This is a genomic window from Ruminococcus sp. 1001713B170207_170306_F1, from assembly GCF_015668065.1.
Classification (GTDB): domain Bacteria; phylum Bacillota; class Clostridia; order Lachnospirales; family Lachnospiraceae; genus Blautia_A; species Blautia_A faecis.
On record NZ_JADPEX010000020.1, the window covers coordinates 60,597 to 75,671 of the forward strand.

The 15,075-nt window shown below is 44.1% G+C and carries 17 protein-coding genes; 2 read left to right on the forward strand and 15 right to left on the reverse strand.

The features are described from left to right. Position 1: 1 nt before the first annotated feature. The 11 genes from I4V84_RS12795 to I4V84_RS12845 all read right to left on the reverse strand — a co-directional run bounded on the left by I4V84_RS12795 (position 2) and on the right by I4V84_RS12845 (position 10,915). Positions 2-709: an isoprenyl transferase gene (locus I4V84_RS12795; protein WP_118578732.1), complete on the reverse strand. Its 708-nt coding sequence runs from the start codon at positions 707-709 to the stop codon at positions 2-4. A 182-nt stretch (positions 710-891) separates the two neighbouring features. After that, on the reverse strand, positions 892-1,446 hold the full coding sequence (gene frr / locus I4V84_RS12800; RefSeq protein ID WP_118578734.1) for a ribosome recycling factor: 555 nt from the start codon (positions 1,444-1,446) through the stop codon (positions 892-894). 67 nt (positions 1,447-1,513) lie between these two features. Next, a complete protein-coding gene (gene pyrH / locus I4V84_RS12805; RefSeq protein WP_330590253.1) occupies positions 1,514-2,215 on the reverse strand; it encodes a UMP kinase in 702 nt (233 codons plus the stop codon). 34 nt (positions 2,216-2,249) lie between these two features. Then, a complete protein-coding gene (locus I4V84_RS12810; protein ID WP_173718767.1) occupies positions 2,250-3,221 on the reverse strand; it encodes a hypothetical protein in 972 nt (323 codons plus the stop codon). Between the two features lie 348 nt (positions 3,222-3,569). After that, positions 3,570-4,100 carry an acyl-CoA thioesterase gene (locus tag I4V84_RS12815; RefSeq protein WP_330637356.1) on the reverse strand — a complete coding sequence of 177 codons (531 nt, stop codon included), beginning with the start codon at positions 4,098-4,100 and terminating at the stop codon, positions 3,570-3,572. A gap of 179 nt (positions 4,101-4,279) precedes the next feature. Beyond that, the gene (smpB, locus tag I4V84_RS12820) at positions 4,280-4,750 is read right to left on the reverse strand and encodes an SsrA-binding protein SmpB (RefSeq protein WP_021926591.1); all 471 of its coding nucleotides are present in this window, start codon (positions 4,748-4,750) and stop codon (positions 4,280-4,282) included. A 126-nt stretch (positions 4,751-4,876) separates the two neighbouring features. Next, complete coding sequence (gene rnr, locus I4V84_RS12825) at positions 4,877-7,255, reverse strand: ribonuclease R (protein WP_334286086.1); 2,379 nt, start codon at positions 7,253-7,255, stop codon at positions 4,877-4,879. Between the two features lie 197 nt (positions 7,256-7,452). Continuing rightward, entirely contained in the window at positions 7,453-7,689 is a 237-nt protein-coding gene (gene secG / locus I4V84_RS12830; protein ID WP_118578738.1) for a preprotein translocase subunit SecG, read from the reverse strand. Between the two features lie 109 nt (positions 7,690-7,798). Further along, complete coding sequence (gene eno / locus I4V84_RS12835; protein ID WP_195992411.1) at positions 7,799-9,118, reverse strand: phosphopyruvate hydratase; 1,320 nt, start codon at positions 9,116-9,118, stop codon at positions 7,799-7,801. Positions 9,119-9,208: 90 nt separating this feature from the next. Next, on the reverse strand, positions 9,209-9,625 hold the full coding sequence (locus I4V84_RS12840; RefSeq protein WP_118578742.1) for an amino acid-binding protein: 417 nt from the start codon (positions 9,623-9,625) through the stop codon (positions 9,209-9,211). A 153-nt stretch (positions 9,626-9,778) separates the two neighbouring features. Next, on the reverse strand, positions 9,779-10,915 hold the full coding sequence (locus I4V84_RS12845; RefSeq protein WP_243284095.1) for an aminopeptidase P family protein: 1,137 nt from the start codon (positions 10,913-10,915) through the stop codon (positions 9,779-9,781). A gap of 566 nt (positions 10,916-11,481) precedes the next feature. On the opposite strand from I4V84_RS12845, the gene I4V84_RS12850 reads away from it, so the two are divergent. Next, complete coding sequence (locus I4V84_RS12850) at positions 11,482-12,372, forward strand: polysaccharide deacetylase family protein (protein ID WP_195992413.1); 891 nt, start codon at positions 11,482-11,484, stop codon at positions 12,370-12,372. A 39-nt stretch (positions 12,373-12,411) separates the two neighbouring features. Here the strand turns inward: I4V84_RS12850 and I4V84_RS12855 are convergent, their stop codons facing one another. Together I4V84_RS12855 and I4V84_RS20660 are read right to left on the reverse strand one after the other, a co-directional pair. Then, positions 12,412-13,281 carry a DegV family protein gene (locus tag I4V84_RS12855; protein WP_195992415.1) on the reverse strand — a complete coding sequence of 290 codons (870 nt, stop codon included), beginning with the start codon at positions 13,279-13,281 and terminating at the stop codon, positions 12,412-12,414. Between the two features lie 59 nt (positions 13,282-13,340). Continuing rightward, complete coding sequence (locus tag I4V84_RS20660; protein WP_334286089.1) at positions 13,341-13,541, reverse strand: DUF6783 domain-containing protein; 201 nt, start codon at positions 13,539-13,541, stop codon at positions 13,341-13,343. Here I4V84_RS20660 and I4V84_RS20665 point away from each other — a divergent pair. After that, on the forward strand, positions 13,461-13,667 hold the full coding sequence (locus I4V84_RS20665; RefSeq protein ID WP_334286090.1) for a DUF6783 domain-containing protein: 207 nt from the start codon (positions 13,461-13,463) through the stop codon (positions 13,665-13,667). The genes I4V84_RS20660 and I4V84_RS20665 overlap by 81 nt on opposite strands. Here I4V84_RS20665 and I4V84_RS12860 read toward each other — a convergent pair. Both I4V84_RS12860 and I4V84_RS12865 read right to left on the reverse strand, forming a co-directional pair. After that, the gene (locus I4V84_RS12860; RefSeq protein WP_187565645.1) at positions 13,570-14,358 is read right to left on the reverse strand and encodes a LytTR family DNA-binding domain-containing protein; all 789 of its coding nucleotides are present in this window, start codon (positions 14,356-14,358) and stop codon (positions 13,570-13,572) included. The genes I4V84_RS20665 and I4V84_RS12860 overlap by 98 nt on opposite strands. 12 nt (positions 14,359-14,370) lie before the next feature. Further along, entirely contained in the window at positions 14,371-14,991 is a 621-nt protein-coding gene (locus I4V84_RS12865; protein ID WP_173769378.1) for a response regulator transcription factor, read from the reverse strand. Between the last annotated feature and the right edge of the window lie 84 nt (positions 14,992-15,075).

Genomic DNA, 15,075 nt, shown 5'->3' on the forward strand with positions numbered 1-15,075 from the left:
CTTACTCCTCCTTCACACCGCCATATCTTCTGTCTCTTTGATTATATTTCTCAATAGCCTGTACTAATTCTGCTTTATGGAAATCCGGCCATGCCACGTCTGTAAAATAAAATTCCGTATAAGCCAGCTGCCACATAAGGAAATTGGAAAGTCTCTGTTCTCCGCTGGTGCGTATCAGAAGATCCGGATCCGGCACTCCTGCAGTATCCAGGTAGCTTCCAATCGTATCCTCTGTGATCTGATCCGGAGAAACTTTTCCATCCGCCACATCCTGTGCCATCTTTCGCATTCCTCTTGTAATCTCATCGCGGCTTCCATAATTCATGGCAATCTGGAAGTACAACTCATCATAATCCTTGGAAAACTCCTCCAGTTTACGGATGCTTTCCTGAATATCCGGTGCAAAAGCAGAGATGTCGCCGATAATTTTGATTTTCATCTTATTATCCCGGGATATCTTGATACATTTCTTCAGATAGCTGCGAAACAGCTTCATAAGCCCATCCACTTCTTCTCTGGAGCGTTTCCAGTTTTCCGTGGAAAAAGCATATACTGTCAGATATTTCACGCCCAGATCTTTAATATCATAGCAGACCTGCTCCAGATTGGCGCAGCCCTTAACATGTCCATAGCCACGAGGCAGTCCCTTTGCCTTTGCCCAGCGGCCATTGCCGTCCAGAATAATGGCAATATGATTGGGTACGTTCATATTTTTCTCCTTGTGTTTTGTTTTTCTTTTTTCGTTATAAGCGTTCAGATTATTCGTACAATTTCATACAAAAGGGCAGAAAAGAGCTCTTTTTAAAGAGCTCTTTTTGCTGTTTCTTTATAAAAGGATCCTGTTTTGCAGATTTTTAGTCCAAACGGCTCTGCGCTTCAGGTAATATGCCCTTATACAGTCATAATCTCCTTACCTTTTGCTTCTACTGCAGCATCTACATCCTTGATGTATTTGTCTGTAAGCTTCTGAACTTTGTCCTCTAACTCTTTGATCTCGTCCTCAGATACATCCTCTTCTTTTTTCAGCTTCTTGTATGCATCGTTGGCATCACGGCGGATGTTGCGGACAGCAACCTTAGCTGCCTCACCTTTTTTCTTAACATCTTTAACCAGATCTTTACGGCGTTCCTCGGTAAGCTCCGGGAAAACAAGACGGATTACTTTTCCATCGTTATTCGGGTTCAGACCAAGATCAGAAGTAAGGATTGCTTTCTCAATTCCCTTGATCAGGCTGGATTCCCATGGCTGGATCTGGATCATACGAGCTTCCGGAACTGTGATATTTGCCACCTGCTGAATCGGTGTAGGGCTTCCGTAGTAATCTACTGTCAGCTTGTCAAGGATATGCGGATTGGCACGTCCTGCACGGATAGTAGTCAGCTCTGCTTCTAAGCTGCCCAATGTCTTTTTCATTTTCTCTTCATACTTCTGAATTCTTTCATCCATAAAATTAATCTCCCTCTTTATGATTTTCTGCCGGTAGCAGTATTATCCTATTTTCTGCGCAACGCGCTTATACAGTAACCTTTGTTCCGGAAAATTTTCCGTGAACAGTGTTGATAATGCTGTTCTCCTCATCAAGAGCAAATACCATCATCGGCATTTTCTGCTCCAGACACATAATAGAAGCTGTAAGATCCATGGCTGCAAGCTTCTTGTCAACAACTTCCTGAATAGAGATCTCATCATACTTCACAGCGTCAGGATTTACCTTCGGATCGCTGTCATAAATACCATCAACTGCCTTCGCCAGAAGAATCGCATCGGCCTCGATCTCAACTGCACGAAGAACCGTAGCTGTGTCAGTAGAGAAATACGGATGTCCTGTACCGCCTGCAAAGAATACCAGCTTGCCCTGTGCAAAGCTCTCTTCTACACTGTCCTTGGAATACAGTTTTGTAAATGCACCACATGCAAATGGTGTATAAATCTCAGTCTTCATACCTGTATATCTGCAAAGGTCAGATACATAAATACAGTTCATAATAGTAGCAAGCATACCGATCTGATCTGCCTTGTTGCGGTCTATCGTCTCACTGGTACGTCCTCTCCAGAAGTTTCCACCGCCGATCACAATGCCGATCTGTACTCCCTCATCAGAAATTGCCTTGATCTGCTTCGCTACTGCAAGAACAGTTGCCTCGTCAAATCCTGTTTTCTTCGGTCCGGCAAGAGCCTCGCCGCTTAATTTTAATAAAACTCTTTTCATTTCCATGCTTTTATCCTGCCTTATTTTTTATTCTTTTATTTTACCATACTCCGGCAACAACCTCATTTCCGCTGTCATCAACAGTGGTAGAAACTGTGAAAGAGTCATAATAATGATATCCTGTCTCTCCGGTCTCCGGCTCGTTCTCATAATCACTTCCGTTAGCCTCTCCCAGTGCTGCAACAAGACTGGAAAGCGGCTGTCCGATATACTGTTTCGCCTTATCTGCACTGGAATCATCCGGTGCTGTATTACTGCCGCCACTATTATCCGGAGTACTTGTAGGCTGCGGTGCAGATGTAGGTGCAGCAGTAGGACCTGACTGCTGCGGCGCAGATGTAGGCGTTGGTGCTGTATCCGTTTCCTGAGAATCATCCTCAGAACTGTCTTCGCTGTCATCAAGACCAAGACGCGCCATCACTTCACTAAGGGTAGAAGTTTCTGTCTTACTCGTTCCTGTCAGATAAGTAGCATAAGGAATTCCATCCTCAGCAGTTCCATCCATATGAAGAGTGATCTTTGAAATTGTCTTCAGCGGAAGCTTACGGAAATAGCAGTCTGTATAATCCTCGTCCTCATACGTGATCCGGATGTCATAGCTTGTCACCGCATTTCCATCTGCATCCTTCTCGTCCGGCTCATAATAGTAAAGAGCCTTGTCGCCATCATTCAAAGTAAACAATCCATTGATCAGCTCTGTGCCCCAGTCATCATCGTCATCCGTAGTCGGACGAATGTAAAGTCCCTTCACAGCAGCTCCGGTACCGTTCACAAGAATCAGCCTGGAAGCTGTGGAAGTCTTATCACCAATCACATTCTTGATATCTGCATCGTCAGATTTCTGCATATCTACCAGGGAACTGTCATCACTTGAAGCTGTATCTGTATTCTCAGCAGGAGCCACGGTTACCTGGCCATCCTTGCCTGTATCTTCAGTCTTTTTTTTGCCACATCCAGCTGCTGCCAAAGCAGTGACCAAAAGTGCTGCAAGAATCACATAACGTTTTTTCATAATCTATATTCCTCCCACAAAATGGAATTAAACTCCTCTAATATCCACTTTTTGTTCTCCATTATTATTACAGAGTATGACAGACTTGTCAACCGAACGCGGGATGATTTCATACAATTTTTAAACTTTTCGTTACTGTTCACTCCGTTCACAGTAACACGCTTCGCGATGCACAGAAATCATGCTTTGCACGATTTCGCGCCGCAACTCTCGGGTTTCTTTTCCCCATTCTCTCTGGTGCCTTCACCGGGAAGGAAGATCCTGCGTACTTCTTCTGTGAACAAAAAGAGCCAGGGACAGTTTTCTCTATCTCTGACTCAAATAGTTTTTGACAACATGTCTCAATGTTTAAAACCCGGCGTCTCTTCGCTCTTTACGCATATCCCTGCGGAGCAGAGCTGCCTCATGACGTCCTTTCTCAGCTTCTGTGTGGATAATAAGGCCGGGGATTCGGGTAGGACGCTCATCCTTATCCACAGCTACCATCACAGAAAAAGCACGGTTAACCAGGTAACGCATTCCATCCCCGCGCTCCACATAGGAATCAATTTCCACTTCCATGGAGGTATTTCCCACATAGGTCACATAGCCGATCATCACAAGGATCTCGCCCTCGTAAACGGGCTCCTTAAACTGCAGATTGTCCACAGCTGCAGTTGTGACACGGTAAGTTCCGCAATGACGCATGGCAACCACGCCGGACACCTCATCCACCCACTGCATCAGCATTCCTCCGAACAGCCTGCCGCCGGCATTTAAGTGCTGGTGCATGATCAGATGAACCTGCTCCGTTCTGGAATCCTCTACGGTTTTCATCGGACGGTTTTCTTTTATTGTTTCCTTTGCTTCCTGTGTTTTCTCTTTTATTTTCTCTTCCATAGCCAACCTCTTTTTACTATTTTCATGCTGCCTGTACAGCGAATATTAAATAAATACCATATTGACCTGTCTGACTTTTTATATGCTGCATCTTTACAGCTGATCCCCTATAAATGTTTAACAGAAATTTACGAAAGCCGGGAATTTTTCATCATAAAAATCCCCAGCTCCCATTGTTTTTAATATAAATTCTTCACCTTGAAATCACGCTCTGCTTCTCGTCTCTGATCTTTCTTAGCGATATCCTGACGTTTGTCATACAATTTCTTACCTCTTGCCATACCAATTTCCACCTTCACAAGGCTGTCCTTGAAATAGACCTTGATTGGCACAAGGGTAAGACCTTTTTCCTTCAGTTTGGCTTCCATCTTGTTGATCTCACTGCGGTGAAGGAGAAGTTTACGGATACGAAGGGGATCTTTATTGAAAATATTGCCTTTTTCGTATGGGCTGATGTTCATTCCATAGATATAAACCTCCCCATTCTGAATCCGCACAAAAGATTCCTTGACGCTGCATTTTCCCATACGCAGGGATTTTACTTCTGTTCCTGCCAGGGCAATTCCTGCCTCATACGTGTCTTCTATAAAATAATCGTGAAATGCCTTTTTATTATTTGCAATCAGTTTGATTCCTGGTTTCTTTGCCATAAGTTCCTCCCTATATGGATTTCCGCCTGCAGGCGGGCATTCAAAACAAAGGGTTGCTGTTCTAGAGCGTAGTTTCTATGCATCGCAAAGCGTGCTTTTGATCGCAGAATGAACAGTAACTTCTAATTACCACTCTTGCTCCTCTGCCAGAACAAAATCCACAGTCTTCAGCATGGTATCTGCGTCCGCAACTCTCACACGCACCTTCTGTCCCAGTGCAAACACCTTGTGTGTCACATCGCCGATCAACTCGTAAGCATCCTGATCAAAGGTGTAGTAATCATCCCTCAGTGTATTTACATGAACCAGTCCCTCTACCGTATTTGGAAGTTCCACATAGAAGCCCCAGCCAGTAACACCGGAAATGATTCCTTCAAATTCTTCCCCAATATGGTAAGACATATATTCTGCTTTTTTCAGCTTGTCAGATTCTCTCTCTGCTTCGTCCGCCCGGCGCTCACACACACTGGACTGGCGTGCCACATCTTCCAGAATCTCTTTATAATGCTCTGTTTTTCCCTCTCTTTCCAGACGTCCCCGAAGCTTATCCTTAATGATCCTGTGAATCTGAAGATCCGGATAACGACGGATTGGAGAAGTAAAATGGCAGTAATATTTCGCTGCAAGTCCAAAATGGCCGCTGCATTCTGTAGTATACTTCGCCTGTTTCATGGTTCGAAGAGTAAGGCGGCTGATCTGTGGCTCGTTTGGAAGTCCCTCAATGCTCTCCAGAATAGTCTGGATCTCCTTCGGGGTAATCTCCTGTCCATTCTTCTGCACCGGCACTCCCTGATTATGAAGAAGTGTGAGAAGGCTCTCCACTTTCTCGGGATCCGGAGTCTCATGGGTACGGTAAACAAACGGCATATCATCCCTGCAGCACTCCTCTGCCACAGTCTCATTTGCCATAAGCATGAAATCCTCAATGATCCTTGTTGCCACATTTGCCTCATATGGCTTAATGTCAATGGCTCTTCCTGCTGCATTTAAGATAATCTTGCTCTCCGGAAAATCAAAATCAATGGAGCCTCTGTGATGGCGGTTTCCACGAAGGATTTCAGAAAGCTCTTTCATCAGGAAAAACATGGGAACAAGTTTTTCATAGCGTTTCTTTGCCTCTTCGTCAGTATCCTCCAGAATGTTTTTCACATCTGTATAATTCATTCTCTCATCTACACAGATCACAGTCTCTGCAATCTTATGGGAAATCATATTTCCTTTTTTATCAATATCCATAAGACAGCTTAAAGTAAGACGATCCTGCCCCTGGTTCAGAGAACAGATTCCGTTGGAAAGCCGTACCGGGAGCATGGGAATTACACGGTCTGCCAGATATACACTGGTTCCCCGCTTCAACGCCTCACGGTCAAGGGCACTTCCTCCCTGTACATAATTGCTTACATCTGCAATGTGAACACCAAGATGATAGATGCCATTCTCCTTTGTCAAAGTAACTGCATCATCCAGATCCTTGGCGTCTTCTCCGTCAATGGTGACGGTCTGAAGATGGCGAAGATCCAGTCGGCCATCCCTGTCAGCATCCAGAACATGATCTGGTACACGGTCAGCCTGACGGATTACTTTATCCGGAAATTCGCTTGGAATGCCAAAGCTTTTTACAATGGCAAGGATATCTGTTCCAGGTGCACGGCAGCTTCCCAGATTCTCTACGATCTTCCCTTCCGGATTGCGGTTCTTGCTTCCGTAGCTGGTGATTTCCACCACTACCTTATCCCCATCCTTGATTCCCTGGGAATCTTTTCTCGGAATAAATACGTCCCTGGAAAATTTAGGATTGTCGCTTACCACAAAACCAAAGTCACGGCTGTTCTCGTAGGTTCCCACGATCTGGGTCATACCTCTTTCCAGAACTTTTACTACAATTCCCTCACGGCGTTTGCCTTCCTGCGGCTCTTTTGTGATTATAACACGAACCTTATCCTGGTGCATAGCCGTTCCGGTACAATCTTCCGGAATAAATACGTCGTTGTCTTCCCCCTCGATTTCCACGAAGCCAAAGCCCTTGGGATGACCGATGAAGGTGCCTTCCACAGATGGACTGTCCGAATATTCGTTGTACTTATCTTTTCCCCTGCCGTAACGATCGTCGGGCTTGCGGTGATCATACTTTCCAGCCTGCTTATCATTATATTTCTTATCGGAATGTTTCTCATCTTTCTTCCCGGTACGTCTCTCGGAGCTTTCTTCTGCATATTTCCCGGAACGTTTACCCGAAAACTTCTCGTCACGTTCTTCTCTTTTTCCACGCTGCTTCTCTTTCCCGCGCTTTCTTCCAGTTACTTTGGAATAACGTCCCTTGGAATCCAGGTCAGCCTTTCCCTCTGCTACCAGATCATCCAGAACACGGTACAGATCTTTCTTCTCGTCCTTTGAAAGGCGCAGAAGACCTGCAATTTCCCGGAAGCGCATAGGCTGGTACACTGGATCACCAAGAAGCTCCATCATAAATTTTTTTCGTTTGTCAAATTCTCTGTCTTTACTCAATTTTTCTCCTTCTTAATACCTGCACACGCAAGCTGCTCTATTAAAATCGCACGCACAGACTGTAATTATCACGAAACTTCTCTACCATCTTTCCATAATTTCCTATTATCAGGAAAGAATCCTGCAAAGCAGGATTTTCCGCTTACATAAAAAACACCCTTGCGATCAGATCAACAAGAGTGTTTCCCAGTTTATTCTTAGAAATTCAGGTTCAGTACAACTGCCAGTACAAAGAACAAAACTCCCATAACTGTAGTTGCCTTAACAAGACCGCCCTCCATGGAACGTCCTTTGTTCTTACCCCAGTATGTGTCTGCAGCTCCGGCGATTGCACCAAGACCCTGTGACTTACCTTCCTGCATAAGGACTACTACGGTAAGGGCAATACAATCTATAACAAAAAGAATTGTTAAAATCGTTCTTAAAATCTGCACGTGGTTACACCTCCTAATCAACTAGGAGATATTGTACCATAGCCAGCATTTGATTTCAACTCTTTTTTATCTTGAATTTGGACAAATTACGCTATCGTTTTTTTCAGGATCAGGCAAACGGATTCTCATACATCGACAGTCTGCCAAGCTGCTCATGGATTCTCAGAAGCTGATTATACTTGGCATTTCTATCTGAACGACATGGTGCACCAGTCTTGATCTGCCCCGCACCAGTTGCCACTGCAAGATCTGCAATAAAGGAATCCTCCGTTTCACCGGAGCGGTGGGAAATAACAGAGCGATAACCCGCCCGTGCAGCCAGTTCTACTGCCTCCAAAGACTCTGTCAGGGTTCCGATCTGATTTACCTTGATCAGGATTGCATTTGCTGTTCCAAGCTTTATTCCACAGGCCAGCCGTTTGATATTTGTCACAAAAAGGTCATCCCCAACCAGCTGTACACGGCTTCCAAGCCGCTCCGTCATAGCCTTCCAGCCCTCCCAGTCATCCTCCTGCAGTCCGTCCTCTATAGAAACAACCGGAAATTCATCCAACAGATTTTCGTAATAACGGATCATTTCATTGGAATCCCGGATCACTTCTTTTCCAGTCATCTTACTCTCCCCAGGAAAATAGTAACCGTCTTTTTCTCCGTCATATAATTCACTGGCTGCCGCATCAATGGCAATGCCAATATCTTTTCCCGGCTCATATCCGGCGTTCTTCACAGCCTCAAGGATCAATTCCAGAATCTCCCTGGAATCCTTCAGATCCGGTGCAAAACCACCCTCATCGCCCACTGCTGTAGACAGATTTTTCTTTTTTAAAAGGATCTTCAGTGACTGATAAATCTCCACACACATGCGGATTCCCTCTGAAAAACAGGAAGCCCCAACTGGCATGATCATAAACTCCTGAAGATCCACTGTATTGTCCGCATGCCGCCCCCCATTCAAAATATTCATCATAGGAACCGGCATTCTGTTTGCATGACAGCCGCCAATATACTGATAAAGCGGGATTCGAAGCGCCATGGCAGCTGCCCTTGCCACTGCCATTGATACGCCCAGTGTAGCATTTGCACCCAGATTGCTTTTATTATCTGTGCCATCGGTCTGAATCAGAAGTGAATCAATATAGGTCTGATCCAGTGCATTTTCTCCCAGAATTGCCTCCGTGATTTTCGTGTTTACATTATCCACTGCTTTTTGTACACTAAGACCTTTATAATTTCCTTTGTCGCCGTCTCTTAGCTCCAGTGCTTCGAATTTTCCTGTGGACGCGCCGGATGGAACCGCTGCACGGCCTGTATATCCATTGATTCCAATAACGCCTTCTCCAACTGTCACTTCTACCTCCACAGTAGGATTGCCTCTGGAATCCAGAATTTGTCTTGCGTGAATCTTCCGAATAGGCAAATACCGTAACATTTCCTTACCTCCTAAAGATTGATAACGGTAGTTTTTCCAACTATTCAGAGTTCTATGCAGGATTTCAGATTCTGTTTCTGCCTGAAGTGCTTAATGAACCTCAGAAATAGAATTAAATCCCTTATTTCTCAGACATGCCTCCACCTCACTGATATCCGGTACGTGGAGAACCATGATCGGAAGTCCGGTAGCACGGTTGAAAGACAGATACAGATAATCAATATTGATGTTGCTCTCCTGGAGACTGAGAAGCAGTTTGTTCAGATTACCAACCTCATCCTTTACCTCGATTCCAAGAACATCACTAAGCTTACAGATAAAACCAGCCTTTGTCAGCGCTTCTAACGCCTGCTCAGGTTTGGAAACAACCATACGTATAATTCCATATTCAGCACTGTCATTGGTAACAGAACCAAGGATATTAATATCCTCCTCCAGGAGGATTCCAGTCACCTTCTGCATTTTCCCTTTGATATTTTCCGCAAAAATTGATAATTGTTTCAGCATTTTCTTATTCCTTTCCATATTTTAATAACAATATTAATATTTTAATCGTAAAAGAAACTCAGATGCCGCCCGGGCAGATAATTTTCTTTCACAAAACAGACATTTCGCCTGTCGGCGACATCACTATCTATTCACTATATATATATCAGCTCTTTATTTCTCAACGGGAACCTCAATCAGTTCCTTAGGAGAATGTGCCAGATTGCGGCAGCCATCCTCCGTTACCACTACCATATCCTCAATACGAACCCCTCCGAAACCAGGTACATAAATACCCGGCTCAACAGTCTCGATCATATTGGCTTTCAGAATGGTATCGTCAGAGGGAGACAGGCGCGGACTTTCATGGATGAAAAGACCTACACTGTGACCAAGTCCGTGGCCAAAACAGTCACCGTAACCAGCCTCTGTAATAATATCTCTCGCAACCTTATCCACACTCGCTCCGCTTACACCAGCCTTTACTGCTGCAAGACCGGCCAGCTGTGCTTTTAATACAACATTGTAAATTTCTTTCTGTTTATCGCTTGCTTTTCCGAGTACAAAGGTACGTGTCATATCGGAGCAGTATCCCTTGTATTTACAGCCAAAATCACACGTAACAAAATCCCCTTCCTCCAGCTTCTTATATCCTGGGATTGCGTGAGGCATGGAAGAATTCAGACCGGAAGCGATGATCGTGTTAAAGCTTAAATCCTCTGCTCCCTCTTTTTTCATCAGATATTCCAGCTCTGCCGCAGCTTCCAGCTCTGTCATTCCTGGTTTCACGATTTTCAAAAATTCTGCAAATGCTTTGTCCCCGATTTCTTCGGCTTTTGCCAGATACTCCAGTTCTTCCTCAGTCTTAACCTGGCGAAGATCATCGATTCTGCTGCCAAGAGGTGTCCATGTCTGAACCGGCAGTTCCTTTCTGAGCTTATCAAAATCACAGCAAAGCATGGACTGATCCTCATATCCCATATGGAAATCGCCACTTACATTCTCCTTCTCCATGCACTCCTTCAGGATCGTCTGACGGTTATGCCCACGGCACTCTTCGATTACTGTGAAATCGCTCTCCTTACCGGCCTGCTCCGTATAACGGGAATCTGTGATCAGCACCTTCTGGGCTGCTGAAATATATAAAGCGCCCTCGCCGCCGCGAAAACCGCTTACATGTCGCATGTTATACGGATCTGTGATCACAAGGGCATTCAGTTTCAATTCATCAAGAATTGCATTTAACATCTTTGCTTCCTCCTCATCTTCTGTCATACAGCTTCCCAGCACTTTATCACGTTGAAAAGCCATATTCTTTATAGTTTCATCATACCACATTATACGCGGAAATATTGTCTGAATTTTTAATTCTTTTCACACATATAAACTTTTTATTTTATATAAAATAATATTTTTTCAAATTATTTGTTGACAAACGAGAAGTAATCTGTTATAGTAAGCTCATAAAACAAAAGGAACTTAAAAATAAAAACAAAAAGGAGTGAGACCACCGAAAACATAAGTTCATTACTTATAATCTAAGAAAGAGAGGTACGGACCACCAGAAGCATAACGAAACATCTTAATTTTTAACACTTTAAGAAAAGCGAGGTACAGTCCACCAAGAACGTAAGCCTTAATTCCAATTGTTTTAAACGCATAATATATTCGGAAAGAGAGGTACATTCCATTGGATATGGATCAGATTTAAGCCACCAGTAAACGTCGATGCTGGTGGCTTAATTAATGTCTGGATTTTCCTTTCATTTTCAAGCAGCTGCCTTGCCCTTATTCGCATGATTTTTCAAACACGCTCTGGCATAAACCTTTTATTTTCTCATATATCTGTAAAAAAATACCCGTGAGGTTTTCTCTTCATGAAATTTCCCATTTTTTCTTTTCCAGCACTGAAGGAAAAATTCTCTTCGCATATTTCCTCTTTTTGCTCGAAAAATCGCCCTGCGATCAAAGACTTTCTCCACTACGCCGTCGTTCCTCTTCTCTTCGCCCTGTCCTTTCTGGCTGGTTCTGCCGCCCGGGTGATCGTCCAACATTTTTCGCCCCCGGAAGCAGTCGCTACTTCATCAGACTGCGCAAGCTGGGGACTCAGTTTCCAGGAAGAAGGAAAACGTCCTGTAGGAAATGCTTCCATCCAAGAGCTTGCTTCCTATAACGCCTACTTTGCAAAGGATACCCAGGAGAAAATACTCTATCTTACTTTTGACTGTGGCTATGAAAATGGCAATACACCGCTGCTTCTTAATGCATTGAAAAAACACAATGTAAAAGCAACTTTTTTCGTTGTTGGAAATTTCATAAGAGATAATGGAGATCTGATAAAAGAAATGGTTCAGGAAGGGCACATTGTAGGAAATCATACCCTCTCTCACCCGGATATGTCCGGAATTTCTTCCCTGAATGATTTCAGGAAACAGCTGGAGGGCGTGGAAAATCTGTATAAAGAAACGACCGGAGAATCCATGACGAAATTCTACCGGCCGCCTCAAGGAATTTACAGTACAGCAAATCTGTCCATGGCAAAGGAACTGGGGTATAAAACCTTCTTCTGGAGTCTTGCCTACGTGGACTGGTATCAGGATAAACAGCCAACCAAAGAGGAAGCCTTCGATAAGCTTCTCACACGGATCCACCCAGGGGCAATTGTCCTGCTGCACAATACTTCTTCCACAAATGGACAGATTCTGGATGAACTGCTGACCAAATGGGAAGAAATGGGATATACATTTGGAACGCTCAATGATTTCTGAATTTTTGCTTTCCTGGAACAGGTTTGAAAAAGGCTTTAATTATCTATTATTTCCAAAATAAATAACCGCCTGTACTCCAGGACCAGTATGAATTCCAATAATCGGGCTCATTGGCATAATGATAACCTGAGCCTGTGGTACAGCTTCCAGGATAGCAGCTTTCTCTTTCTCAGCCTGCTCAGCAGCATCACCGTGACAGATAAATACATAAGGATGCTCCTCATTTAATCCGGAACTGATATACTTGGAAACGATCGTATTCATAGCAGCCTTGGAGCCGCGTACCTTCTCCGGGATTGCCAGAGTTCCATCCTCCACAATACGAAGAATCGGTTTGATCTTCAGCTTTCCGCCGATCCAGGCGATTGTGGGGGAAATACGTCCGCCTCGTTTCAGAAAATCAAGATCATCTACTGTAAACCAATGGCAAATATGGAGACGATTCTCCTCCAGCCATGACGTATTCTCCTCCAGGGACATTCCTTTATTCTGGTTTTCTGCTGCCAGGATCACCAGGATTCCCTGTCCTCCTGTGGCTGCAAGAGAATCCACGCAGGAGATCTTACACTCCGGGTACTCTTCCATCAGATCAGCAGCTGCAATGCGAGAGCTCTGCCATGTAGAAGTCAGTCCTCCGGAAAGGGAAATATAAAGAATATCCTTGCCCTCTTTCAAAAACGGTTCAAAACAATCAGTATATGTAGCCGGGGAAATCTGGGAAGTACTTCCGGTTCCACCTGCACGAAGCTTGTCATAAAAAGCCCTGCTGTCCCAGTTTCCCGGATTCCTGTGCGGACACTCCTCTCCGTTTAACTGGTATACCATAGGAATCAGATGAATCTGACCCTTATCTAAAATGTCTGCCGGAATATCTGCAGATGTATCTGTTATGATCACATAATCACTCATACTTGGTTCTCCTCATTTAATTGGCAATTCCTTATACCGTAATCGGTTAAGTGCTCCCATTATAGCATACTTCTTTTATGACGTGTGTGTTTTTTTACATTTTTGGTACTTTTGTAATGTTTTTCCACAGAGCATGTTGGAAAAAGCATTCCCGCGATCTGCACGCCCCACTTTGCGGTATATTTCGTCCGAATTCGTTTGCCGTAGCCCGCTACGGCGCCCTCATCCGGGCAAAATTTCCCACAAATTGTGACGCACATCTTGCAGAAAGCCTTTTTCAGATACGCTCTAACGGGCTGCAATTATTTTTTGCAGCGTCTTTTTTACTGCCGTATACTTTTTTTCCGGAACTGGAAGTTCCCGTCCTCCTGTTACAGTCATTTTAAATCTGCGGATAGAATGGACATGTGCCGGGTTTACCATGTAACTCTCGTGGCACTTCAGAAACAGGTTCCCATAACGTTTTTCCAGAGTTTTCAGGCTTTCTGTAGACTCAAACTCCTGATCCAGCGTATGGATCACCGTATGATTGCCGAGACTTTCCACATAGATCACACGGGACCAGTTCAGATAAAGAATGGACTTATCAATTCCTTTCACGTAAATCCGCTCTGATCTGGTCTCTCCTGTAAGGACAAACTTACGATAATTCTCATCATAATGTACCGGATAAATGCCATCCCTCTCATCATACTGAATTGCATTTGAAATAAAGATCACACGTATCTTCGGCACACCTTTTTGCTCCACCCAGGTAAACTGCATACGCTGATTTACCCGGCTTGCACTGTTGTCCGGCCAGATCGTATCTACCAGCATAAAAGTCATGATCTCTGCCACCGTACTGCTTGTAGTGGCAAGCGGCAGCACCGTCAGATTATTCAGAGAAAACTTCAGTTCGTGTTTCTCAGCGTGAAAAGCATCTACCAGATTTTTTCTTCCGCGGATCACCTGCTTGTCTGCAGGTCCTATCCAAAGAACATCCTCATGACAAGAGTTCAAAAAAGGCTCTATCTCATTGTTATAATATAAATTCAAAAGCTCTGCTGTCCGGTCTCCAATTTTCTGTATGTTCATCTTCTGTCGCTCCTATTTATGCTGGTAATAAAAAACTGCCACCTGTGTACGGTCACGCAGCTGCAGTTTTTCCAGGATCATGCTCAGATAATTCCGCACGGTTCCTTCGCTTAAGAAAAGCTCTGCCGCAATTTCTTTATTGCTGTACCCATTTGCGATCAGCTCTATCATCTCAAATTCTCTCTCATTAATGTCATATTTTCCATAATCAAACTTCTTTTCTCCCTGCAAAAGGTCTGGAATCCTGGAAACTATTTCTGTCCCAAATACTGTCTGCCCACAGTAAACCGCCCGAAGTGCAGGCAGAATACTGCCATAATCCTGTTTCAGAAGATATCCCTTTGCACCAAGACGCAGGGCTTTTACTATGTATTCGTCATCGGAAAAAGTGGTAAGAAGCAGAATATTTGCCTTTGGATACCTGGACAAAATACTCCGGGATGCTTCCAGACCGTCCATTTTCTCCATTCGAATATCCATAAGGAGCACATCCGGCTCATACCTTTCATAAAGCTCACAGGCCTCTTTTCCGTCTGCTCCAGTCGCTAACACTTCCACATCCTCATTCACTTCCAGAATGGTTTTCAAAGCACCCGCCACCAGGCAGTCATCGTCTACAATTATTATTTTCATTTCTTACTCCTGCTTTTCTTTCATTTCCGGAACACATTCAAAAAATATTTTTCATAATCTGTATACCCGCTTTACTGTATCTTT